The organism is Lapidilactobacillus salsurivasis (assembly GCF_054785215.1).
In genome coordinates, this window is record NZ_BAAABI010000001.1 from 250,244 (window position 1) to 274,054 (window position 23,811).

The 23,811-nt window shown below is 40.9% G+C and carries 23 protein-coding genes; 10 read left to right on the plus strand and 13 right to left on the minus strand.

Going from position 1 to position 23,811, the window contains the following annotated elements; translation table 11 throughout:
• Positions 1–7 precede the first annotated feature (7 nt).
• From ACYVSB_RS01130 to ACYVSB_RS01165, 8 genes are all read left to right on the plus strand, one after another.
• Positions 8–886, plus strand: coding sequence for a carbohydrate ABC transporter permease (locus ACYVSB_RS01130; protein WP_461218096.1), 879 nt, complete (start codon positions 8–10; stop codon positions 884–886).
• A 15-nt stretch (positions 887–901) separates the two neighbouring features.
• Positions 902–1,738 (plus strand): carbohydrate ABC transporter permease, encoded by an 837-nt coding sequence (locus tag ACYVSB_RS01135; RefSeq protein WP_461218097.1) that lies wholly within the window; start codon positions 902–904, stop codon positions 1,736–1,738.
• Positions 1,739–1,816: 78 nt separating this feature from the next.
• A complete protein-coding gene (locus ACYVSB_RS01140) occupies positions 1,817–2,671 on the plus strand; it encodes a response regulator transcription factor (protein WP_461218098.1) in 855 nt (284 codons plus the stop codon).
• Positions 2,658–4,388, plus strand: a complete 1,731-nt coding sequence (locus ACYVSB_RS01145) for a cache domain-containing sensor histidine kinase (RefSeq protein WP_461218099.1) — start codon at positions 2,658–2,660, stop codon at positions 4,386–4,388. The genes ACYVSB_RS01140 and ACYVSB_RS01145 overlap by 14 nt, the downstream gene beginning before the upstream one ends.
• Positions 4,389–4,401: 13 nt before the next feature.
• The gene (locus tag ACYVSB_RS01150) at positions 4,402–6,459 is read left to right on the plus strand and encodes a beta-galactosidase (RefSeq protein WP_461218100.1); all 2,058 of its coding nucleotides are present in this window, start codon (positions 4,402–4,404) and stop codon (positions 6,457–6,459) included.
• The gene (locus ACYVSB_RS01155) at positions 6,459–7,112 is read left to right on the plus strand and encodes a YesL family protein (protein ID WP_461218101.1); all 654 of its coding nucleotides are present in this window, start codon (positions 6,459–6,461) and stop codon (positions 7,110–7,112) included. Before ACYVSB_RS01150 ends, ACYVSB_RS01155 begins: the two co-directional genes overlap by 1 nt.
• Positions 7,113–7,248: 136 nt before the next feature.
• Entirely contained in the window at positions 7,249–7,392 is a 144-nt protein-coding gene (locus ACYVSB_RS01160; protein WP_461218102.1) for a hypothetical protein, read from the plus strand.
• 155 nt (positions 7,393–7,547) lie between these two features.
• Positions 7,548–7,739, plus strand: a complete 192-nt coding sequence (locus tag ACYVSB_RS01165) for a hypothetical protein (protein WP_461218103.1) — start codon at positions 7,548–7,550, stop codon at positions 7,737–7,739.
• A gap of 116 nt (positions 7,740–7,855) precedes the next feature.
• Here ACYVSB_RS01165 and ACYVSB_RS01170 read toward each other — a convergent pair whose 3' ends face one another.
• From ACYVSB_RS01170 to ACYVSB_RS01180, 3 genes are all read right to left on the minus strand, one after another.
• Complete coding sequence (locus ACYVSB_RS01170; protein WP_461218104.1) at positions 7,856–8,278, minus strand: hypothetical protein; 423 nt, start codon at positions 8,276–8,278, stop codon at positions 7,856–7,858.
• A 136-nt stretch (positions 8,279–8,414) separates the two neighbouring features.
• Positions 8,415–8,867: a GNAT family N-acetyltransferase gene (locus ACYVSB_RS01175; RefSeq protein WP_461218105.1), complete on the minus strand. Its 453-nt coding sequence runs from the start codon at positions 8,865–8,867 to the stop codon at positions 8,415–8,417.
• A 608-nt stretch (positions 8,868–9,475) separates the two neighbouring features.
• Positions 9,476–9,634 carry a transposase gene (locus ACYVSB_RS01180; protein WP_461218216.1) on the minus strand — a complete coding sequence of 53 codons (159 nt, stop codon included), beginning with the start codon at positions 9,632–9,634 and terminating at the stop codon, positions 9,476–9,478.
• A 699-nt stretch (positions 9,635–10,333) separates the two neighbouring features.
• Between ACYVSB_RS01180 and ACYVSB_RS01185 the strand changes: the two genes are divergently transcribed.
• Both ACYVSB_RS01185 and ACYVSB_RS01190 read left to right on the plus strand, forming a co-directional pair.
• Positions 10,334–10,573, plus strand: coding sequence for a hypothetical protein (locus ACYVSB_RS01185; RefSeq protein WP_461218106.1), 240 nt, complete (start codon positions 10,334–10,336; stop codon positions 10,571–10,573).
• 137 nt (positions 10,574–10,710) lie between these two features.
• On the plus strand, positions 10,711–11,460 hold the full coding sequence (locus ACYVSB_RS01190; RefSeq protein ID WP_461218107.1) for a metallophosphoesterase: 750 nt from the start codon (positions 10,711–10,713) through the stop codon (positions 11,458–11,460).
• 153 nt (positions 11,461–11,613) lie between these two features.
• Here the strand turns inward: ACYVSB_RS01190 and ACYVSB_RS01195 are convergent, their stop codons facing one another.
• The 10 genes from ACYVSB_RS01195 to ACYVSB_RS01240 form a co-directional block, all read right to left on the minus strand.
• On the minus strand, positions 11,614–12,888 hold the full coding sequence (locus ACYVSB_RS01195) for a tyrosine-type recombinase/integrase (protein WP_461218108.1): 1,275 nt from the start codon (positions 12,886–12,888) through the stop codon (positions 11,614–11,616).
• Positions 12,881–13,087 carry a DUF3173 domain-containing protein gene (locus tag ACYVSB_RS01200; RefSeq protein WP_003575700.1) on the minus strand — a complete coding sequence of 69 codons (207 nt, stop codon included), beginning with the start codon at positions 13,085–13,087 and terminating at the stop codon, positions 12,881–12,883. Before ACYVSB_RS01200 ends, ACYVSB_RS01195 begins: the two co-directional genes overlap by 8 nt.
• Positions 13,088–13,280: 193 nt before the next feature.
• Complete coding sequence (locus tag ACYVSB_RS01205) at positions 13,281–14,375, minus strand: replication initiation factor domain-containing protein (protein ID WP_461218109.1); 1,095 nt, start codon at positions 14,373–14,375, stop codon at positions 13,281–13,283.
• A gap of 476 nt (positions 14,376–14,851) precedes the next feature.
• Positions 14,852–15,574 (minus strand): hypothetical protein, encoded by a 723-nt coding sequence (locus tag ACYVSB_RS01210; protein WP_461218110.1) that lies wholly within the window; start codon positions 15,572–15,574, stop codon positions 14,852–14,854.
• A gap of 217 nt (positions 15,575–15,791) precedes the next feature.
• Complete coding sequence (locus ACYVSB_RS01215) at positions 15,792–16,847, minus strand: Eco57I restriction-modification methylase domain-containing protein (RefSeq protein ID WP_461218111.1); 1,056 nt, start codon at positions 16,845–16,847, stop codon at positions 15,792–15,794.
• On the minus strand, positions 16,847–20,131 hold the full coding sequence (locus ACYVSB_RS01220; RefSeq protein WP_461218112.1) for a DEAD/DEAH box helicase family protein: 3,285 nt from the start codon (positions 20,129–20,131) through the stop codon (positions 16,847–16,849). Before ACYVSB_RS01220 ends, ACYVSB_RS01215 begins: the two co-directional genes overlap by 1 nt.
• A 1-nt stretch (position 20,132) precedes the next feature.
• Positions 20,133–21,038 (minus strand): restriction endonuclease, encoded by a 906-nt coding sequence (locus ACYVSB_RS01225; protein WP_461218113.1) that lies wholly within the window; start codon positions 21,036–21,038, stop codon positions 20,133–20,135.
• Between the two features lie 10 nt (positions 21,039–21,048).
• Positions 21,049–21,498, minus strand: coding sequence for a hypothetical protein (locus ACYVSB_RS01230; protein WP_461218114.1), 450 nt, complete (start codon positions 21,496–21,498; stop codon positions 21,049–21,051).
• Positions 21,495–22,736, minus strand: coding sequence for an endonuclease (locus ACYVSB_RS01235; RefSeq protein ID WP_461218115.1), 1,242 nt, complete (start codon positions 22,734–22,736; stop codon positions 21,495–21,497). The genes ACYVSB_RS01230 and ACYVSB_RS01235 overlap by 4 nt, the downstream gene beginning before the upstream one ends.
• Complete coding sequence (locus ACYVSB_RS01240; RefSeq protein ID WP_461218116.1) at positions 22,720–23,691, minus strand: dsDNA nuclease domain-containing protein; 972 nt, start codon at positions 23,689–23,691, stop codon at positions 22,720–22,722. Before ACYVSB_RS01240 ends, ACYVSB_RS01235 begins: the two co-directional genes overlap by 17 nt.
• Positions 23,692–23,811: the final 120 nt, after the last annotated feature.

The window sequence follows — 23,811 nt, forward strand, 5'->3', positions numbered from 1 at the left end:
GGCTAACATGAAAAATGTTTTAGGAAACAAAAAAAGTATCGCAGTGTTTGTACTTCCTGCATTCCTGATTTATGCAGTTTTTGTTCTATTTCCCATTGGCTACAACATCTACATGTCACTATTTGATACAGATTTAATGTCTCCCAGCGTTTTTGTTGGATTAAAGAACTACTTCAACTTGCTGAAAGACGATACTTTCATTCACTCTTTCAGAAATAATTTGTTAATGGTGGTTGGATCGTTAATTGCACATTTGCCACTGGCGTTATTCTTTGCTAATACTATATTCAAAAAGATCAAAGGTTCTCGCTTCTACCAGACTGTATTTTTCCTTCCAAGCGTCATTTGTGGTGTCGCTGTTGGTCTAACATGGACATTTATATATAACGGTAATTACGGCCTACTGAATGCTTTTCTAAAATTGATTGGATTAGGTGGTTTGCAGCAGGTATGGCTTTCGAATAAGCATTTAGCACTTATCTGCATAATCATTGTTGTGATGTGGCAATTTGTAGGCTATCACATGGTAATTCAGCTGGCGGCCATGCGCAATATCGACCCCTCTTTTTATGAAGCGGCAGAAATGGATGGTGCGACTCCTTGGCAGCAATTCAAATCCATCACTTTTCCTTTGATTAAACCTATCTTGAAGATAGATGCCGTTCTAATCATTACTGGTTCCTTAAAGTATTATGATTTAGTTGCAGTCATGACATCAGGCGGGCCGAATCACGCCACAGAGTTGATGTCTACTTATATGTACTATCAAGCATTCAATGTGCTTAAATATGGTTACGCTTGCGCGATTGGGGTTGTCCTAATGATTTTATGTATATTCTCGGTGGGTCTTTCCAATACGGTATTTAAAACCAAAGATTTATCTTAAAGGAAGGTGATAACGATGAAAAAAAGTGTTCCAGAAAAAGTATGGCTGATTATCAAATATATGATTATGATTTTATTTACTATTATGTGTTTGTATCCAATATTTTGGCTCTTTCTTGCTTCTTTTAAGACAAACCAGGAGCTCTATGTAAACACCTGGGGATTACCAGAAAATTGGCAGTTGACAAACTATGTGAATGCAATTGTTAAAGGCGGCGTTATTAGGTATTTTGGGAACTCAGTGATTATTGCCGTTTCATCTGTATTAGTCACCGCGATATTATCGGCTATGGCGTCCTATGCTATCACTAGAATGCAGTGGAAGCTTTCGAAGATCACTTACAATGTCTTTCTACTTGGAATGATGATTCCGATTTACGCTCTAATAATTCCCCTATTTTCTGTATTTAAGTCTATGGGGCTCTTAAACACCTATTTAGCAGTAATCATTCCACAAATTGCAATTGGATTCCCGATGGCAATTTTCATTATGTGTGGGTTCATGCAATCTATTCCAAAGGAGTTGGAAGAAGCGGCATTTATGGATGGCTGCTCAATTTATCGATACTTCGTCAAAATATTACTGCCAATTGCAAAATCCTCTATCGTCACAGTAGCGGTTGTTCAATTTATCAACGTGTGGAATGATCTCTTATTGCCAAGGATATTTTTGACCGATAATAAAATGATGACACTGCCCGTAGGATTAACTAATTTTCAAGCCATGTATTCGACTGATTATGTGGGAGAAATTGCCGCAGTAATTATCACGATTGTACCAAGTATTATTGTTTATATTCTACTTCATAAACAAATCATGGAGGGAATGGTCGCCGGGGCTGTAAAAGGATAATAGTATGTACTCGCTAATTTAAATCTTTCACCTCATAATTACCCTAAGAATAAAGTATTCAGAAAGAGGCGAATAATGATGAGGTTGCTGATTGCAGACGATGAATCATTTATTAGAAAGGGGCTTTTGAGTCTTGACTGGCAGTCGATTGGAATTAAAGAAGTATTGCCCGCTACTAACGGTCTAGAAGCTCGCGAAATCTTAACATGTAAGCCCGTTGATATTGCCATATTCGATATAAAAATGCCTGGAATGACCGGGCTGGAACTATCATCCATGATAAAAGAGCAGTCACTTGATACAGCCGTGGTACTTCTAACGGGGTTTTCAGAATTTGAGTATGCTCGTCAAGCAATTCAGAACGATGTTTGTGAGTATTTGCTTAAGCCAGTAAAGCCTCAAGAAGTATTGAAAACAGTCGAAAGGACTAAGGTTGCGCTTGAGCAAAAGAGATATCAGGCCAAAGTCATGCGGGAGTATGAAGAGGTTACCGGCGTTTTTGATACGGTCTCTCAGGTTAGAAATCATTTTTCAAACGTTTCGGAATCGATCTCATCCGTACTTGAAGATATAGCTGTTGAGTTCTCAGACCAAATATCTTTGGGCGAACTTGCCAATCGTTATCACTTTTCAAAAAATTATTTGTCAAAAAAAATAAAGCAAGAAACAGGATACTCCTATATAGATATTCTTATGGCAATACGTTTAATGAATGCTGCACAATTTCTAGTTGAGGGTCAAAAAGTAAATCCGGCTTGCTTTCAAGCCGGATTTAATGACCAACGGTATTTTTCCCAAGTATTTCGCAGAGCATTCGACTGTAGTCCTTCTGAATTCAAAACCCAGTCTCATGATAGTTTAGAACTGCGCCTTCATTTTATTTTGGAGGCCATTACCAAGAAAAACGTGAGTTGTCATGATGAAAACAAGTAATCGATTTCATAGTATTCAGTTCAAAATTATCTGTATATACATGGCATTAATGATATTTGTATGTTGCTGTGCTTTTGGCTTTTTTACAATCCGTTTCAACAAAGTTTATCAACAGCAAGCAAACTCACACATTGCGGATGTGGCCTCATTGTCTTCTGAAAATATTTCCAATAAAATCGAACAGCTTGATCAGTTCTCAGTTTCTATTGTGGTGGACCCAATTGTTCAAGACAATTTAAAAATCATTAATAAAAGTAATCAAAGCCACAATGAACAAACAGGGCAAGGAAGTGTGTCCCGAAACAAGAACGAGATTTCTAGTCAAGTTAGAGGAAGTATGTTTAATATCAATGGAATCACCTCAGTCCGAATATTTTCCTTGACCAATAAAGAAATGTTTATTGGGACAACGAACAGAGAGTACTTGAAATTTTCTTTGACCCCCAAAGAAATTTATGAAAGAAATGGTGCTACTCTTTGGGAGTTGATCAAAGGAACGAACTACATTTGTTTATGTCGGGCTATCCTAGACACTTCCACAATGCTTCCGCTTGGCTATATGGTAATTGTTTGCCAGAACGATTATTTTAGTAGTGAATTGTCATTGGATTCAGGTGCATTCGCTAGTAATGTGTATTTGGTCAACAAATCGGACCAGGTGATTGCATCAAATAAACAGAAAATTATTGGAGAAAAATATCCTTTACCGAGGAGACACTCGAAAACCGGAATAGACCCATATAGTAAAGAAGATAGTTATTTCTATGTAAATGATACCATTGGAAATGATTGGCATCTGATTTCCACAGTCAGTGAGAAACAATTCCATGAAGGAGTTAAGTCGAACATAAGAGATATCGGTATTTTATTAACCCTCGCATTGCTTTTATCCCTTTTGATTACTATTATGGTTATCAAAAAAGTATTAGGCCCAACACAAAAAGTTCTCAAGACTATGTCCGATTTTGGAGACGGACATTTTGATTCTCGAGTAGAAGTTCAAGGGAAAGATGAGCTTGGACAGATTGGACTTGCATATAATCAGATGGCTGAGAATATCCAAAGACTAATGAAAAAGGTCTATTCACTTGAGTTGGCCAATAAAGAAGCAGAAATCAATGCTTTAAAAACACAAATCACTCCACATTTTTTATACAACAGTTTAGATACAATTAGTTGGATGGGTTATATGGATGGAAATGAAAAAATCTCTGATATCGCTGTGTCCCTAGCGAACCTGTTAAGAGCTAGCCTCAACAGAAAGGATACTATTCCCGTCAAGGAAGAAGTACAGATTGCCAGAAATTATCTTAAAATCCAAGAATATCGATTTGAAGACAAGATAAGCGTTATTTATGATATTGATGAGGAAGCTGAGGCATGTTCTATGCCAAGCTTCTTGCTACAGCCGCTCATAGAAAATAGTATTATACATGGACTTGAAGAGAAGATTGAAAAGGGCGTTCTGCTCATTTCCATCCACAAGAAAGGGAACTGGCTTTACTTGACCGTTGCCGATAACGGAAAAGGCATGAGCGAAGAAAGTGTGAACAGGCTCATGAAACAATACAAAGAGATGGAAGAGAGCGATTCACTGGGCTTACAAAACGTATATCGCCGTTTACAGCTGCTGTATGGAGAGTCATGCGAATTTCATTTAAGAAGTAGGCTCGGCGTAGGTACCAGCATCTCGTTTAAAATCTTGATATCAATCTAAAGGAGCGTAATAAATGGATACTAAACAGAATTTTCAGTGGCAGAGTATGACAATGGGGACCTGCTATTACCCAGAACATTGGAATAGTAATCTCTGGGAGCAGGACTTACGACGGATGAAAAAAGTGGGAATTTCAGTAATCCGTATCGCAGAATTTGCCTGGAATAAGTTTGAACCATCGGAAGGCGAATTTACATTTGATTTCTTCGATAGCTTTTTGAAACTGTGCCAGCAAGAAGATATGCAAGTTATTGTTGGTACACCATCTGCAACGCCCCCTGCTTGGCTGACGGAAAAATACCCAGAAGTGCTAAATAGAAATAAAGATGGTGTGCCATATTTCCATGGTGGTAGAAGACATTACAACTACAATGCGCCGATATATCAAGAATTAGTTTCAAGAATTGTAACTAAGATGGCAGTTCACTATGGGCGGCACCCATCCGTTGTTGGTTGGCAAATTGACAATGAACTAAATTGTGAAACTGATGAATTTTACTCGGAAGCTGATTCTCGATCGTTCAGAAGCTTTCTAAAGAAGAAATATGACACATTGGAGAACTTGAACCAGTCATTGGGTACTGTCTTCTGGAACCAAACATATACTGATTGGACCCAGCTATATGTTCCCAGACCAACGTTAAATAACGGGCTCAATCCCCATTTACAGTTAGAATATTTCCGTTTCATCTCTGAAAGTGCTATAAATTTCTGCATGATGCAAGCAAATATCATTCGCAAATATAAAAAAGAGTCAGATTTTATCACCACAAATGGTTTATTTGGAAACATAGATAATCACTTGATGGAAAAAAAGGCCATTGATGTATATACCTATGATTCATATCCAAATTTTGCATTTGGGCTTGGCAAAGAGCAGAAGGTGGTTGACAACTTAAACGATCGTCACTGGTCAAAAAATCTGATTGATGTCCGCTCCATTTGTCCTCATTTTGGTATTATGGAACAGCAGTCCGGGGCCAATGGCTGGACAAATCGGATGGAGTGTCCTGCGCCGCGTCCGGGGCAACTAACACTGTGGGCTATGCAAAGTGTCGCCCATGGAGCAGATTTTATTTCATTCTTTCGTTGGCGGACCAGCTGTATCGGTACAGAAATCTATTGGCATGGCATCTTGGATTATGACAGCAGAGACAACCGTAAATTGGCTGAAGTTAAAGCCTTTTCTGAGAAGTTCAAATCAATGAATGCTTTGTGTGGCTCTGAGTACACTGCGTCCTTTGCTCTGATGAAAGATTATGACAATGTTTGGGATTCTCAGGTAGATGTCTGGCATAAACGCGTTCAGTCATATAGTGAAGAAGAAATCTTTATAGCCTCAGAGCTTAATCATACGCCGTACGATACTGTCTTCTTGCAGAACGACAGTGACCTTGCATCTTTACAAAAGTACCCAGTAATTTTTTACCCTCATCCAGTTTTGATAAACGAACCGAGAGTAACCTTATTAAAGAATTATGTTGAGCAAGGTGGAATCTTGATTTTGGGTTGTCGCTCAGGTTACAAAGATATGAATGGAAAATGCGTCATGATGCCTCAGCCTGGGCTACTTGCTGAGTTAACTGGTTCAGACGTTATCGATTTTACATTTTGTAGTCCCGCAGAAGAGATGGTCTTTGCGGAATGGAAGGGTAAAAAAATTGAAGCGCCAATCTTTAATGATGTCTTGAAACCTATTGGCGGCGCAAAAGTTCTCGCCAATTATGGAAACAGCTATTACCAAGGTGAAGCTGCCTTAACAGAAAATAGTATTGGCAAAGGAAAAGTACTGCATTTTGGGAGCACGTTTACCAGGGAAAACATGAAACAATTTCTTTCATATTCGGGTATACTTCGACCTTTCATAGATTTTGTGGATGCGCCTGAAACAGTAGAACTTGTGATGCGAAATAAGAACAAAAAAAACTACCTGTTTGTATTGAATTATCAACCGGTGGAAGTGACCTTTGAGATCAAACGTGAGATGCTAGATTTTTTTACAAGAAAACAAAGTAAAGGAAGGTCAACCTTACCTCCGTTTGGAACCGCAATATACGAGGTTGTTTCATGATGAATACTAAAAAAACGGGACTCTACCGTTTACTTGATGACATTTTTTCTATTGATGGTAAACTCTTTATTTTTCTAGATAGGTTCAGCGACTTGGTGCTTTTGAATATACTTTTCCTGATTACCAGCATACCAATTTTCACTATTGGTGCCAGTCTAACGGCCTGTTACCAATGTTCATTCGGTCTTCTAAAAGGCAAGGGCGGGGGAATAATAAAGCAGTTCTTTTTAGCATTTAAACAGAATTTCCATCAAGCAACGCCAATCTGGATATCAATGTTGCTAACGGGAGCCTTCTTGACCTTTGAGTTCAATATCATTGGGCACATACAGGGGATAATGGGAAACGTATCTAAAGTTTTCCTAATTACTGCTTCTCTTTTACTGTTAATTATTTTCATCTATGCTTTCCCATTGATATCGATGTTCAAAAATTCCCGGAAACAAACTGTCAAAAACTCATTTTTACTGGCACTCGGAAATTTTCCACAAACCATCTTGCTTAGTGGGCTCGCATTCATTCCAATTTTACTCATCAGCTATTTTCCCCAAATCTTCACATATTGGTTTCTACTGATGATTATCATTGGTGTTGAGCTCACAATTATGATCACTAGTCGCGTACTCCAAAGAGTATTCAAGCGCCTTTTATGATAAATAATTTGGGCATCCTGATAAATCTATCAATATATTTGAAAAATGAAAAGGTGGCATTATAGGACAGTTTAAAAATGTATCCTTATCATCTACAATCATATCAGCGGAAGAACCGACTTGCGTCAGGAAATCGATGATCCGTGCAGTACAATATGCATTGCGCCAACGTGAACATGTTGTGAGGATGATCGATATTGGCACGATGGATTGGAGCAATAACAATTCAGAACGCAATACGAAAAGTTATGGGGGGCAAGAACTTTATATTCAGAACTAGTCCGGCCAGCGCAACAGCCAATACAATTCTGTTTGGTATCGATGAAACATGTAAGGCAAACAATATTGATTCGACGCAATTTCTAACGTCTGTCATGGCCGAAATGTCGAAATGCCAAAATGAGCGAAAATGCGATTACTTAGGCGCCTATTGCCATGGAATTGGAAAAACTAGAAATAGATTATTCAAAAAAACTAGGATTTCCCCAAGTCACAATACCAACAAATTATGCTAGAAGACCAAGTGCTTCGCCAATGCCATCACTTTCTTATCTTGAGGTGAAGTTAGCTAATCAAGCCAGATTGAATTCCTATCTGATCCGAAAAAAGAGTGACTACCTGCTTTGAGCAGTGTCGTCACTCTTTTTGTCGAAACTAAGATCATGATCACGGATTTCCATCGGATCATATTTGGGCAAGGAAGAAGCGAACTCTTTTAGAGATTGGATTTTACCATTTCTTCCCTATTCAATCTCCGATATTCCATTGAATTCATTGACCGCTTCATTACTTGAACAGCAGAAGTGCCATTCTACGAAGGAGGTATTATTAAGATGATTCAATTTGATAATCGTCCAATCATTCAAATATGAATTTTTATGCCATTTATTCTTCCATAGCTTTATCTCATCAAGATTGTAATGTTCTGGTCCCCGCGACTCCCTATAAAAAATATCAGATTCAAAAAATTCATCATAATTATGCCAATCAGGATCAAACCACGATTTAAACCATTCCATTATTATTCTGTCTTTCACTGGACCATCTCCGTGAAGTCTAATTCCGGTTATTAAAACAATCTCAAAAAAATCCCCGCCAGCTCGGTCCACAATCGGCCCAGGCATGGCGGGGATTTTGACTGGAAAACTTAACCCGTTCCCCGCCAATCATATCCATTGTTTCTCCAGAAACCCCCGTTAAATTCGCGGTTGTCTAGCTTTCTCGCAGATGATTTCAAAAAGATTTCTTCAGAAAACTTTTCGAAAAGTTCATCGCGAACCTTATCCACTTACTGGTCTCCTATTAATCAACCACGTTTTTAGATAACTTGATAAACTCAAATACGCCACCGTTAGACTCTTCGTTTTCTACACCGACCCGTTCAAAACCCGCGCGTTGGTAGACTTTGAGAGCCCGCTGGTTAAAACTAGCAACAGACAATATGATGGTTTTAAAATCAGTGTGGCGTTTGACATATTCCTCAATAACTCGCATGAGTTCTGATCCCAGACCTTTGCCCATCAAAGCTGGCACCATTTCCAACCCAACCTCAGCCCGCACTGCATCTTCTGATTCGATGCAAAAGAAGGCTACTAAATTCCCAGCCGCATTTAAAATTTGAAAGTACCTATCGCGACGTTGCTTCGGCGAAATGATTTCCTCATAATCCTCGCGATCATTTTCCATATCATAAAACGGATAGTCGTCATTGTAATGCAAATGATCGGCTATTTCCTCAGCATTACGCTGGGTCAACAATTCAATGTTTGCAAAAATTTAACTCACAGGATTACCCTTTACCTTTGTCAAAAATACTATTAAATCAGCGGATTTATTTTGGAATACTTTTCCAATGGAAACAATAGAAAAAACGATTGCGATCTATAATATATCCAAAATTTCCGACAGATTTTCAATTGTATAATCTGGCATATATTCACTTAATGTTGATTCCGTCATATCCCTGCTGAATCCAGATTGTCGTTATGCCAAGCAGTGAACCGTGCCTTTTCAGTGGTTAGCAATGACGCCGAGTTTATATCTTTACTAAAGGCTGAAAGTAAAAAAACAGATATCAACCGTTGATACGACTTCCTACACACGAAAATAGTTTTCCTTATTATTTTTGATCTTACAATTAGACTGCCAAAACTTGTTGGTAGTGTTTTGATGAATTCATCAAAAATTTGATTCAGAATTTCTCCACCCATATTCATTAGTTTACCTAGACAAGTGATTATTTTTAAGGGCCAACTTAGGGCTGTGGCAATTTTAATATCTGATAAGAGCCGACTATAATCGTAGAACAAATCACCGAGCGTTCGGTCATCGATACTTTCATGTTGTGAAAGTGCTAGAATATCCTAACTCAGTATAACCATTGCCAGATGGTCACAAAGACCATCGTAACTTTGAACATGTGTATTACCGAAACGGAAATACCGTTTGGCAACTTTAAAGTAATATTCAATCTGCCATCGACGACCATACATTTGGATAATCTCTTCTGGCTGTACGGCCAGCTAGGTAGTTCCTAGACTAGGAACTGGTTTCCAGCACCGCGCGCTTTTCGAAAGTTCGCAAGACTTAAAATGCTAGAAAAGTAAACCAATTTTGAAAGTGTTCAAAAGATAGGTGAGAATATTAGCAGTGTTTTGTTGAAATCATTCTACAACGTCCAGATAGTTCCATTTTGGACGGTGCATTACGCAATCAGTTAGGGTACCGTACTCTGTTAGGTTCAGCCAGTAAAGAGGCAAATATGATGTGTTTCGGTTCATCTAGTGTAGAACATAAGTCAATCTCTGTTAAGGGTGGCGGATATATTAAGATTGACGGACTAATGAGAAGAAAAATACTTTAAAACACCATTTATGAAAGACATTGATTTTATCACTGAACTAGAAAAAATTATCAACCAACAACAAACGAATTCCCTCGAAGCGAGTGAAATAGGGAGGTAATCGCTCCAGCGACTAAACGGAGTGTCCGAGTCTTTTTGCTCGCTTCGAGGGGGCCAGTCGGGCGATTTTTGCCCAACACTTAACTTGATATATAAAACAACATCTGCTTTACTCAATGATGTTACTAATTTTCAATTATCGGATTTGAGCAAGATTACAGTCAACAAGAAATAAAGCTTCTCAATGATATTCAGACTAAAATTTTGAATGAAAGTCGGGATAATTAAAATGAGCGATTTTAACGAGTTTAGAAATTCCATGATTACTATTAGCCTATCTGAAGACGATATGAAGATAGACCCTAAAATGCCTAAAATAAGATATATTGATGATAACGGCGAAGTCATGGCAATCTGGAACTTCAACAATTCCGATTATGATTATCAGTCAGAAAACTTTACCCCTTATGATAAAAAATGGTTCGAAAAGCAGATTTCAGACAATAAAGAGAAATATCTTAAACTATGGGCAAAGTGTATCAGAGATACCAATTTATAGAAAGTGAGGTACTTTATGAAAACACTTTTAGTTGGTGATTTACACTTAAAAGCAGAAATCATACTTCCAATGGTCTAACAGAAAGAAATAGAATTACGAAACAATAGATTATAGTTGAACTAATAAGGAGCGAATACATGGCAACTTACGTCATTTCTGATATTCATGGAGAATATCAACGATTAATGAAACTACTAAAACAGATTGAATTCAATGATTCGGATACACTTTATTTGCTTGGGGATATGATTGACCGTGGCAGTCAAGGACTGAAAATATTGCAGTTTGCTATGAAACACCAAAACGTTATTGCGCTCATGGGTAATCATGAATACATGGCAATTCAACCTTTAAACTGGTTAGCAAGTAATGACATTTCGCAAGCTGACAATACGATTGATACTATGCCCACAAACTTAACTGTAAATTTTATTGAATGGCTAAACATTGGCGGTCAATCAACTATGAACGAATTTCAATCATTGAATCATGATGAACAAATGAATATTTTACTTTATTTGAATGAACTCTTGTCCTATACAGAGTTAACAATCAACGGTCAGCAATTTGTTTTAGTTCATGCTGGCATAGACAATTTTTCTAAAACAAAAGAATTATCTGAGTACAATATTGAAGAATTGATTTTCAATAAGCCGTTCTACTACTTGAAATATTTTGATGCTAAATATTTAGTGACTGGGCACACTCCAACAAGATACATTCGTGAAGAAGAATTAAATCTACCTCGCGGAATCGTTGATAAAAGTGGTCATGAATACGACAATATTTTTAAGGCAAACAATCATATTGCAATTGACTGCGGTTGTGGTTATGGCGGTTTACTTGGTGCAATTCGTTTAGATGATTTACAAGAATTTTACGTTTAACCAATAACAAATAATATGAATTGGTTGCAAAATGGTTGCAATCCCACCTAAAAAGAGCCTAGAGCCCTACTAAATAAAGGCTTCTAGGCTTTTTCTTCTTATTCCCACTCAAGCGTATCTTCAGCGGCGCTAACCCGCGTCACCACTAGCTTTCTATGCTTCAACTGCCGTTTTGGCGGGGAGTTTGGCGGGGCTTAGTTGATCGTACTTCACCGCCTGATTCCCCACGAACCGCACCTGATTCTGACCCGCCGTTTTGATCGTAATATTACCCGCAATCTGTTCCGCGATATCTGCATCCAGCCCGCCCCACAAGTGCGAGTAGTGCTTCAGCGTAATCTCCGGCGACGAATGCCCTAGGCGCTTAGATAACACCAGCACCGAGACGTTGAACTCATTGATGAGATACGACGCGTGACTGTGGCGCAGTCCTTTGCCTTCGACTGGGTGCACCTGTGCCAATTTGGCATAGCGGTGGATAATCCGCGAAATCGTCGATTTAGTCATCGGCAAGCCGTCGTAGGTCATGATGAAGTCATCAACCCCACCCAGCCCGAAACTTGTCTGTACGGCACGCCAACGCCGCAGAATTGCCACGGTGTCATCGTCGTGCGTCAAGATGCGCTTGCCGCTGTCTGTCTTCGTGTAGTCGTGGCGTTCCCAGTCATGCCGGTTCTTCATCACCAGCATGTGATCAACGTGTAGCCGCTTCTTGGCGAGATCAACATCCCGCCACCACAGCGCCGTTCCTTCGTTGATCCGCACGCCAGTCAGGAAGTACAGCCACAACATCACGAAGTTCAGATGCCCATAGATATCATTAATGCAAATTTGCGCGATAACTTGTTCAAACTCGGCTTTCGTCCAAAACGGCACGCTGCTTTTGGCCTTGGGAATCGCCTTGACGCGCTTTGACACATTGCTGGACAGGTACTGCATCTGCACTGCGTGGTCTAGAGATTTGCGGAAACAGCCGAACACCAATCCAGCATAGCCTTGCGAGTAGCCCGCGCCACCATCATCTTCATCCGTGAGCAGCCACGTGCGGAAGTTCTGCACGTCGGTGATATCGATGTCACGCAACAGCTGGTCGCCAAAGCGTGCGATACAGATATCAAAACTGCGATTGCGGACGGCGAAGGTGCTTTCCTCCACGTCGGTTTTGTATGCCGGGATATACGCATCTTTCATGAACTGGCGGTAGGTCATGCGGAAGTTCGTAAACCCATGCGCCTCATGATATTCACGCTTCACCCGCGTGAGTTCCTTGTTCGCCGCAAACGCGGTACTGAATGGCATTCCTTGACTGTCCTTCCGCCCTTTCTTGCGGACGCGCTTGCCACTCATCTTATCGGTGCCTAACTCAGTTTCATAGTAGAAATTACCTTTAGCGTCTATGAACACGCCTGGATATTTGGTTTTACTCATTCTCAACAGCTCCATTCATCGGTGATCCGAGAATGGACTCAACGACAGAACGCGGCACGCGCCCTAAGTTTCGGTTGAGATACAAGGGATAACCCTTTTGTACCATCCTTTGCTTCGCTTGTCTAATAATATCGCGCGCGGTGTGCTGCTTAAAGCCTAATGCCATCAGATCTTGATAGCAGACAAAACTCTTATCCAATTACGTCACTTCCTTCTCGTTGATTGAAGTGAGATAATCAAACCAGATAGGACCCAAATCTTATCTGTGAAGGGTGACTACTTGCTTTGGTCGGCATAGTCATCCTTTTTGATTTGCTCACTTTGTTCTGAATCGATTAATCCACCATGGCGTTGGTGCTGGTAGTGGTGAATCAAATCCCAATGGCGTTGCGCTAGCTTGCCGCTTTGATGATGGCTTGCAGTTCACTGGTACCGCTATATTGGTCAATTAACTGCAACATTTTGAGCGATGGCGCGGCTTGCTTCCTCAACCATTGTTTGGTTCGCTCATAACTCAATGGTTCCGGATCAGTGGACAGACGCAACTTATCCCGATTGTCGCCGATGAACGCCGCCCAACGAGGATCTAACGCCCACTCGCTTTCGGGTTTATGACTTGGCGTCAAGAAACGCAGATACTGATTGAGGATGCCGAACACGACTTTCTCGGGATCACGCGTCGCTAATAGATGCTCAACCGCTGTTGCGGCACGCTGGCGGCGTAAGCGCACTTCAAAGCGGGTACGGATTGGTTGGTCTTCAATGGCGATTTCTGGGTGTTTCTGATGTTGCTCAAACGCCTTGTCATAGATACAGAAATTGACTTCGCTTTGTGGCGAACCAAGATACAGGGTGCGTCCTGACGCGTGCCACTGTTTGGTGCGGTTGTCCCTGAATCCGCGAAAACGTGAGGTGAATTCATCATGGTCGCACTTCTCAATTAGTGTTGGCACATCTAACAAGCCGTTGCGGTCGTTGATGGCTAGATCAAGTCGGGTGAAATGGCAATCCAGTTTGAGACAAGTTTCTAGAAAATCGTACCAAGTTCGATGTTGTGATCGCAGATACGATTCGACGTAGCGACAGCCTTGTCCTTTAAGTTCAATCATTGTGCCACTATCTTCTTTAGGGTTGTACTCTTCGGCATCCACATCTTGGTAAGGTGATAACATCATCTTGATTTCACCGCATATCAGGGTTGCTGAATAGCCGTAGTGAGCACCGTCGTGGAGATTGAAATGGGTCGGACTAATTTGGAACAATTCGTTAATCAGTTCTTCGTAGTCGTGCGTCTTGAAGGTGACGCCGAGATAGTCGATACAGACGTCCAGATTATTCTGACCGGTCAACGCACGCAACGCCAACGTCAGTTCTAATCGGGCTTTATCGTTGAGTGGCTTCTTGCGACCCAGCAGTTGATTCAGGTGTGACCGGCTGTAATTAGCCATATCGGCGAGCTGGCCTTGTGTAATACCATTATCGCGCATCTCGTCGTGGACTTGATCAAGTCAATCTTTGTTGGTCATGCCGCCAATTAAATTTAAGTCTTTGAGCATGTTAGTTCCTTTCCAAGCGCACTAACAGCGATTCGGTGTTTTGCCTATGCGGCAAGGCCGTGCCGCGGGCGCTTTATGCCTACCGTCGTATTTCTTGTTACTTGTATTTGCCCCCCTATTAGAGACCGGGGGCTTGTGGCTTTCGCGCTGCACGCCGCGCACGGCGGCGATGCGTTGCAAGACCCTTCCGGAAGATCTGTGAGAACTTTCGCTCTCACCATATACAGACGGTTTGTAGGACGCGATTTGAAACTGAAAGTTGAACTGTAATGTACTTTTAATGTTACAAGCAGATCTGTATCGCTCCAAAATGTTCAGCACACCCACATCCACGCCGACGCTATGCACTGAAAAAGTGAATTCAAATCACCCTTAACACTCAGAACGTGGGCCTGCAAAAACACTACTCAAAACACTTCATCTAGAGTGATACCACGCAATGTTTCTAGGTTCGGAAAGATCTGTCCTCTTGCTGACTTTTGGCTAACAAGGGTTCGACTACTCGTGCGGATATTAGTTGAGAGAGCAGCTAATCGAAACTCTCGTTGAAAGGAAAATCTTGCTTGTTTCTGAAACACAGCCTTTGTCAGAAAATAATCGAGCGTTTCTTTAGGTGACGTTCCCATACGCGCATACGAACCATCGATTCCCTCAAGATAATTCACCAGAGCATAATTGGCGAAACAAATATCATCCTTGTCAATAATTTGAATCCCTTCCATCATCTCAGAGAATTCTTTCTCAAACCACATTACAGCTGGTTCATCTGAGAACGAATAGCGTAACTGTTCAATGACTGTAGGGTCAATCACAGCTTGCCCTCTACCAGCGTGAACAAAATCTCGATTCAAATCCAGATAGACAAAACAACAAATCCCTACGTTTTCGAGAGAAGTGTGGGTAATTCTCTGAAATTGTTTATCCCCAACTTCGCCCTTTAGCGTTCGATAGTTGGGATTCTTGGCGATTACGTATCCCTCCATCGGATCATTAATGAACGAAACTTCCTCTTTCGCTTCACCCATTCTGAAATCGGTTAAAGGAGCACAATAGAATCTTCCGTCCAGCAATTGCTTCCCTCGCTCCGGATATTGTCCATCGAAAAATTTTAATACCAGTCCGCCATACATTGGCAAGCCTCCTAAGCTTTTCTGTTTCCCATCACTTTGGAATCTGTCCGCTAATGATTTTCACTAAAATCACGCAATTATGCGCTGTATTTTTAACTCGTGAAGGTGATTATTTTGTGGTGGTAACGCCTATTATCTACAACCTATTATTTAGTGGCAAAAAACACCAGCCAGACCGTATACTTTACGCGACACAGCTGATGTTTTTTGAAACAATTTAATCACGATCCGGAATTTGAGACATCATATAGGTTATCTCTTCATCTGTAATTCCAAACAATTTGTTTACCTGATCATCAACGTTCAATGAGTAATTGATGTAGTTGTTAGAGCTTGTATAATCTATCAAATCAGGCACTTTTTTCGCCAAAGATGTCAGCGATTCATCAGTCATCAGAAACGCAAACTTGATCAAAGTGCTACTTGCATATTTCAGAAAATTCTCTGCTTCAACCTCAGTCTTGAACGACTTAAGTGCTAGTCGGGCCCGTCCGAATGCCGAATGATTGTCCGCAATATCAATTTGATTGCTACGCTTTTGTCCACCCGCGTTAGCACTTGACACAATTACCTGGAATTCGTCAATCAGTTCGTGGTTCGCCGGGATCTTGCTTCGATCTACTAAAAACCACTTCGCACGTCCCGATTTTCCAGCCTTATCATTAGTAAGAACTTTGACCGTATGTTTTTCGTCAAATGTTTGACCACTATATGGCGTAACGTCATTAGGATGCTTCTCAACAAAATCACTCTCAATTTGAAATAACTTTTGCGAGAATATACTGTCGTGCAAATATTTCAGACCGTGATCTGCAACAAACGCATCCATCTTTGCAACAACGGATTCATCTTGTGGGTTTAATTGTAATAAATCTTCACCTGGAAACTGGCGGGTAACCGAAACGTGAACTTGATGGTCAAAATATTCATAATTAAACGTATTGTCATTCTTGTGATAGTCCTTTAGAACGACTGAAACGCCGTCAGAAATACCTACCCCGTCAAATAACTCACCAGAGTCTTTAAAAAACATCAATGTTTTGAGGTGTGGATCGTTGATCTGTGCCAAACCAAACTTGGTCATCCCTTTTCCCGATCTGTGAATCCATCGCCCACCCGGATAAATTAAACATGCAGAGTCTTGGGCAATAGTGTCCGCCAACTCTTGAAATACAGGAAAGATACTCTTAACTCGTTTTTGACCGTTTGCAGTTTCACGACCATGTGTTTCTTCTTGATACGGTGGGTTACCCACTACAACGTCAAATTTCATTACTTGATCTCCTTTCCAAACAACTCATCACACCTGGTTTCAAAATCACCATTCCCCATCGCATAAGGTGTGGTATCAAGGCAAACAACGTGTGAATCGTCGATATCATTTGCACTGGCATCAAAGCCAAAGATAAAGTTTCGCGCGATGTTGTAAATGATCTCGGATGGCGCAAACCCGTAAATTTGGTGCTCCAAGATATGCTTGATGCGGGCATCTTCATCTGGAATCTGTTCAGCCAACCCTGTATACAGGCGCTTAACAATTTCCGTTAGATAGAGCCCAGACTTGATATATAAATCAGCAAAAGTCTTATCCGGGTTCTCGAAAATACCCGGCGTTTCTTCTTCTAACTTATCAATCATCATTTTAACGACCTTTTTAGGCGTGAAGATTTGGTTGGTCTTTTGCGGCGGGATATAGTCAAAAATGTCTTCCTCATGCGTATCGTCAAAGTAGTTTGCCAGTTCAACCCGCTTACGCAAGAACTCTAGGCAAGACTCATTAAAAACAATAGGATCAAAGAATTGGAACTCATCGCGAAGTTTACGAAACTGATCCAGCGTAATTCCAGTAACTTCTTGGAAGACATCATCACTGATTGTGATATCAAAGTTGCCGAGTGTTGTATCGACAGTACCATAAGCCATCAAGAATGACGGAATCGTCCTAGCAAACCCACGAAGACGGGAACGAATATCATCTTCGACAGTGTTCTTCTTCTTGTCTTCAGCCTTCTTAAGCAATGTCTCAGTTGATGACTGAATGACCTCTTTTGACTTATCAACGATGGTCGCTGTCACATTCTTCTGAAAGCCTTCTTGAATCTGCTGATGCTTTTGTTCCAGTTCGCGTTTAGCTGCCTCCGCAAATTGACGCTTTACTGCGTCTTCCATAGCGGTGTTGCGTTCAGCCTCTTGAACCTTAGTTTGATACTCAACTTGCGCTTCATTCAGTTTGATTTCAGCTTGCTTTTGAACCTTCTCAACTTCACGGGCAATTACATTTGCACCTTGATTCGTGACTGCTTCAGCGGCTTTATTGGTCATTCCGCTATCTTTGGCTAGGTTTTTCATACTATCAAGCGTCTGCGCACGGAAAGTGTCAGCAATGTTCTTGGCAATTCGTGAACTGTCTTCAACGTTGATACCCTCAGCAACTGTTTCGACTTCAGCGTAAATCTTTTCTCCGAAGTGATGCTCAACAGCTGTGGCAACTGTTTCTGGTTCAACCACCGCATCACCTTGATCATCCACCTTAACTTCCTTGGTATCGATTGGATTAGCATTTTGATTAGGAACAGTCTTACCCTCAGACACAGCCGGCATTTGCTCTAAAATTTCACGTGCCTCAGTGGAAGCAAAGATACCTCCAATATTCTGGAACAGAAGATTGGACATGAACCCACGCTTAACGACTTCCTTAGCTTTGATGCTCTTTGGAATCGTTAGCACTTGGTTAACGTCAAGCTCAACCATCTTACCGTCAGTATCTTCTGCAATAACTGGGAAGAAGTTCAGCAGCGTTTTAAGGTTAGCTTTGCGCTTCTCGGTTGTACCGCCGCCATTCGTGGTTTCACCAGACAAATCATTGGCGAAATCATCGTAGATTGTCAGCGTTCGTTCTGGAGCAAAGTCAAACACGTAAGCGTTGGCTTTTTCTTTGCGAATACCATTCTCGGTATATGTCCAAGGATTTTGCGAACGGAACGCGGCTTGCATATATAAACTGGGCGACTTCATATTCGACAACATTAAAACACCAGTCCATTCTGGAACGGTAACCCCGGTTGTCAGTTGGCCAACAGACAGTGTGATTGTCCTATCGTTTTCCGCAATGGCCTTGCGAACTCGATCAAGAGACCGCACGTTTTGAACTTGATCATCATCTGTACGGCCATCACCAGCGGCAATGACCACCTCGTAACCATCAAAAACAGGCATGCCTTTAATTAACTTTTCAAGTGCCTTAGCACTAGCTACTCGATTGAGAATCCAGAACGTATGCTTTAATTCGTTACGCAGTTCGTTATTTGAAAATGGGTAGCCTTCATTTTCCCAAAGACTGCGTAGCCACTTGCGGACGTCGTCTTCATGAATAAATTTACCAGAATCATTCGTCAAGAAAAACTCATTGAGATCAAAGGCATAATCCTCGTCTTTACCATCAATTTGAGCGCCTGCATCAACTTGATCAGTAATCATCCGACTCATTTGATACGAAAATAGGTTCAGCCGCGGCAATCTCCGATATGGATTGTGTTCCTCATCATCCGCCGGCCAGTTTTCTTTGGCGTTCTGTTCATCAGCATACGTCCAGTTGAAGATTTGATCATCGTTGAACGTGCCCCTGGCAACGGCCTTGAACGGCGTACCAGATAAATTTAGCGTGAAATCACGATTGATATTATCAAATGCAACGTCGGCCTTTAAGGTGTCCGCGCCTTCATGAGACTCATCAATAACTAACAAATCCCAATGCAAATCTTTGACCCACTTAAGCTTATCCGCTCCACCACCAAATGGAATGGCACCTTTGATGTCTTGCAAAGAGATAAAGGCAATCATCCGCTGCTTGCCACCAGCTAGTGACTGATCAACATAATCGTCGCGGCTCATAGATGGACGTTCTTTGAGTGAATCAGTCGTAGAAACGAAGGCGTAGTCTGTTTGCCATGCGATAAATTTTTCGAAGTCATCGAACCATGAATTGGCAATTGCTGGACGGTTGGTCACAACCAGCACGGTTTCAGCATTTAGTTTTCGCGCTAAGTCATACGTTGTCAGCGTCTTACCAAAACGCGGCTTAGCATTCCATAAAAATTCTCCACCAACATGATTTTTAGCATAGGCAACAGTCTTTTCAACGGCTGCTTGCTGTTCAGCTCGCAAAGCATATTCAGAGGTACCTTTAGACTGATCCGATTTGCGATCTCGAAAGTCTACAAAATCTTCGTGTGCGCGCTCAGGCGTCCCATCGTAGTAGAACCATTCAGTATTCAGCCGTTGTTTAACGTCTTTTTGCGAAGTTAGGTATTTATGTAACTTCTTATCAGTGAACCATCCATCGCCTCTTGAATACTTGGCCGGTTCAGACCACAGCTTATTTGCATTCAGTCGAACTGCCGCAGTATGCGTTTGTTCACGAATGCGGGTACCAACATCTTCGCGTTCAGTGTAGCCAATCTTAATCCAGCCGTTGTCTTTGGCTATCTGTGGTAACGTATACGCATAAATCTGTGGGTAAACCACTCTTGTAGTTTTGATTTTTGTTTTATCAACCATCTTACGCGACCCCTTTATCAAAGAATTCCATCTTATTTTTACTCCAATTCATAACCTTAACCCGCTTACCTGGCTTTGTAATCCACTCTTCCTGGACATCCGCTGGATCATCGAATAAAGAAATTTCCTGCTGGACAACCTTTACCCGAGTTTCGCTGAGTGGCACCACGAACTTCAGGCCATCCATTTGAAAAACATTATAGCTAATAATCTCTGCAACCGTCTTCAGCTGCTCACTGTCCGGCTCAACGCGCCACTTCGCCATGAAATAATCTCGATAAGTGTAGAGTAAGTTCTCACGAGCTAGGAGCAATGAATCACCGCTCCATTCAAAGCCATAACTTGCCTTATAAGCAGCTTCTACAAGCATTTGCCATGTCGCTTGGTCATTGACTTCAGCGTTAATTCGACGAAGTTTACGATCAACAAATCCTACCCGATCCAGCAATTGAATTCCGTCACCAGTATCCATATCGTAGCGACTGACCATGTACGGTGCTTCGCCACAAGTGATCTCTAGCCACGTCCGATTTGTATAAGTTTCAAGATCATCGCTCGCATAGTTTTCATCAACGGCATCATTTTGCTTCTTAACAATCCATGTTGGCGTAAAGACCTCGGCTTTTGCCTTGGTTCTCTCCTTTTGCAGATCACTGGGCTTTAGTGCACGCGGCATAATAATGCTATCCATTACACCAGTGACCAATTCCGGCTTTATCTGCGCTTCTGGGGCATATGCCTTAGCTCCAAATTGCATATAATTATCATTTGCCCAGATGATATTCTGAATATTTCTGGTGGTTGATTTTGTACGGTCTATCAACAGAATGTCGAGTACTTCAGGCATCCGCTCACGAATGAGGGTCTCTGAAATATCATCCGACCTTGATACGTCTTGCTCTGTCATTGCACTCTAATCACCTTTCATTACCGACATTACCATCTGGATTGTCTTCTGCAACCATTAGTTCGGAAACCAACTGCTTATATGCACTATCAATTAAAATTGGCTTTTTAAGAATCGTGACCCGGCTATTAGTCAAGTCTAATTTAGACTTATTTCGTTTAATCAGAGAGAAGAAAGTTTGGTTATTAAGACTCATAAAGTGCTTTTGAACAGCCATAAACATTTTATCTTCATTCGAATCGGTAATCTCATTTTTTACAAACGAATCCATTGCCATAGGAAATGTTGTATTTGAGCGCGACACCATGATTTCAAAATACGTTAAATATAAGCACAATAGTATCTTATTTAGAGCCGTACCCGCATCCTTCACCTTCTGAAAGTTTAAAAACGGTTTGTTAGACACGCTTGGTACCCCAAGTTCAATGGCAATATCACTTTTAATCTGTTCATAATTCAATTCATTGCTTTCGCGAGCCGCTTTAAGCGTCGCACGCTCCTCACGCTGATCTTTTTTTTCTCGCCGATTGACGCTTCCAATTGACTTAATTTTACCTGATACTTGCCTGCGAGTTGACCAAGTTTCGTTATTACCTGATGATCGACATACTTATCTATATTACTGGCATTTCTGAGGCTGCTTACTCGTCTGTTCTTTTCATCGAAATCAGAACGTAAACTAGTTAACGTCGATAACAGACTGTCAAGATTGGCCTGATCCACTTCTATATCCTGCTTAGCCTCTATCTCGCGTTGACGAATTTCGAAGTCATTATCACCAAGTTCAAGTCTAGTTAGTGACTGTTCTCTAGTTAACCGTGAATGGCAATATGTGCATTCATATTCAATGTCTCGGAATCGTGCATTAGTAGCCAATAGCAATTTATGAATTTCCGCGTAATCGTGCCGATGATTGTCTAGCTTCATCTTTGTCTTTGAAACCTGGTTAGAATAGGAGGATATTTTGGTCTGCAAATCATCAGTAATTGCAACGTATTCATTTAGTTCCGTTCTGAGTTCATCGAACTCTTTTGGACTCATGACATCCGTTTCTGCTTCGCTGCTATACGATTTCCGTACACCCTCCACCTGACGAAGTTGTCCGTCAACCTCATTCTTTTCGTTACTCAGTGCTTTTAGCTGCTCCCCAAGTGCAATCAGCTGATTACTTGAAAGCTTAAGATAATATTCAAAGATTGCCTTAGGTTGATCTTTATACATTGTCAGATTTTCAAACGAGTCCCGATAGAATGACGCCCATGACTGATCTTGATCAATATAAAATGGTGCTAACACAGCGTTCATACGAGCGGTGTGATACTTGTCTGAGGATTTGGTCTGAAGCTTTAAATTCATCCCCATTTTGTCCTGTACCCAAATCGAAAAGTCCTTTTCATTTGCAAAAGAATAAATGTCCCCAGCACTTTTCGCCAAAAAGACCTTATTAAATCTCTGGATAGTTACGGATTGCCCATCAATATCACATTCGATTTGGAAAATATAATTTTGAAAATCCCACCCTGCTGTAAACGATTTGACGTTTCCACCCAAAGTATAATAAATCGACTTTAATAAGCTTGATTTCCCAACTTCATTATCATCACTAAGGAATATGTTTGACAACTTCCCAAATTTAAATTTATTTGCAACTTCATGCTCAGGATCAATAATCATGATATGTTTAATAACTAGTTTCAACGTCAAGTCCCCCTAACACGTCACAATAAGCCGAAATACAAATGGCATATACAGTATTTTCATCCAAACCGTGTAAAATACCTGTGGTCAAAAAGTTTCGAATTAAATCCACTTCATTAGTCTTTTCAAGGTCACAGTTGCCGAGCCACTTCAGAGCCACCGCTTTTTCAGTGGTATACTGCAAAATAATCTTCGACTTCTCTAGCTTGATTTTTTTATTTCTAAACAGACTAAAACCAAACTTGCTCAAAATTTCATCGAAAAGTTCCAGTGCAGCGACTTTTTCGAAAATTGGAATTAGATCGTTCGCAGTTATTTTCTTCAGCTCACGATCGTCGCTACTCTGGATTTCCTTTTCCGACTTTTGCAAAATTAGTTGCCAAAGTTCGCCTAGAGCTATCTGTCCTTTCTTATCGACAGAAATGCCTTCAGCCGCCATTTCTCCGATTAAATACTTGGTAGCCGCAGAAAAATCAGAATTAAAATCAGTTTTTATTAAAGAAAGTGTCTGTGAACGAGGGTGACTTATCATCGCCATCTGTTCTTTACTAAACAAATACGCTTTACAAAAAATTTCGTCAGTATCGATTTCTTGCATCAAGTTGAGATCTTTGTCCGAAAAATTATAGACTACAATTTTATGTAATGCATTATTATCGCCGGAGCCGAGATTCTTTTCGAGAATCGACTTCTTACCAGCCGATTTTCTCAATAGAGTTTTCAAGCTCACTCTTTTATGGCCCTTAACCTGAATGTATGCATGATAATTGTTGTCAGAAACAATCTCAAAATCGTCATCTGCCTCTACAAAGATTTGAAACCCCGGCTTCTGATAATTTCGAATTGCAACCAACGATATAACCGCATTCTGGTACGTGAATCCTTTCTGAGCAATTGCACCGCCATTATCGTTTGCCATAAAAAGTCCTCCGAATACTCTTTCAAAAAAATCCACCAGCCACTCCCAGCAATTCCCGGCCGCAATCCAATCCATCATTATTATATGAAATTCCAGGATGTAGAAGTAGTGCCTTTCAAGTCGCAATATATTTATGAAAAATCCCCGCCAACTCAG

What these genes read in the sequence shown, in the direction of transcription:
- ACYVSB_RS01130 (WP_461218096.1), top strand. Translation starts at nt 8, where the DNA reads ATGAAAAATGTTTTAGGAAACAAAAAAAGTATCGCAGTGTTTGTACTT.
- ACYVSB_RS01135 (WP_461218097.1), top strand. Translation starts at nt 902, where the DNA reads ATGAAAAAAAGTGTTCCAGAAAAAGTATGGCTGATTATCAAATATATG.
- ACYVSB_RS01140 (WP_461218098.1), top strand. Translation starts at nt 1,817, where the DNA reads ATGAGGTTGCTGATTGCAGACGATGAATCATTTATTAGAAAGGGGCTT.
- ACYVSB_RS01145 (WP_461218099.1), top strand. Translation starts at nt 2,658, where the DNA reads ATGAAAACAAGTAATCGATTTCATAGTATTCAGTTCAAAATTATCTGT.
- ACYVSB_RS01150 (WP_461218100.1), top strand. Translation starts at nt 4,402, where the DNA reads ATGGATACTAAACAGAATTTTCAGTGGCAGAGTATGACAATGGGGACC.
- ACYVSB_RS01155 (WP_461218101.1), top strand. Translation starts at nt 6,459, where the DNA reads ATGAATACTAAAAAAACGGGACTCTACCGTTTACTTGATGACATTTTT.
- ACYVSB_RS01160 (WP_461218102.1), top strand. Translation starts at nt 7,249, where the DNA reads ATGATCCGTGCAGTACAATATGCATTGCGCCAACGTGAACATGTTGTG.
- ACYVSB_RS01165 (WP_461218103.1), top strand. Translation starts at nt 7,548, where the DNA reads ATGGAATTGGAAAAACTAGAAATAGATTATTCAAAAAAACTAGGATTT.
- ACYVSB_RS01185 (WP_461218106.1), top strand. Translation starts at nt 10,334, where the DNA reads ATGATTACTATTAGCCTATCTGAAGACGATATGAAGATAGACCCTAAA.
- ACYVSB_RS01190 (WP_461218107.1), top strand. Translation starts at nt 10,711, where the DNA reads ATGGCAACTTACGTCATTTCTGATATTCATGGAGAATATCAACGATTA.
- ACYVSB_RS01195 (WP_461218108.1), bottom strand. Translation starts at nt 12,888, where the DNA reads ATGAGTAAAACCAAATATCCAGGCGTGTTCATAGACGCTAAAGGTAAT.
- ACYVSB_RS01205 (WP_461218109.1), bottom strand. Translation starts at nt 14,375, where the DNA reads ATGCGCGATAATGGTATTACACAAGGCCAGCTCGCCGATATGGCTAAT.
- ACYVSB_RS01210 (WP_461218110.1), bottom strand. Translation starts at nt 15,574, where the DNA reads ATGTATGGCGGACTGGTATTAAAATTTTTCGATGGACAATATCCGGAG.
- ACYVSB_RS01215 (WP_461218111.1), bottom strand. Translation starts at nt 16,847, where the DNA reads ATGAAATTTGACGTTGTAGTGGGTAACCCACCGTATCAAGAAGAAACA.
- ACYVSB_RS01220 (WP_461218112.1), bottom strand. Translation starts at nt 20,131, where the DNA reads ATGGTTGATAAAACAAAAATCAAAACTACAAGAGTGGTTTACCCACAG.
- ACYVSB_RS01225 (WP_461218113.1), bottom strand. Translation starts at nt 21,038, where the DNA reads ATGACAGAGCAAGACGTATCAAGGTCGGATGATATTTCAGAGACCCTC.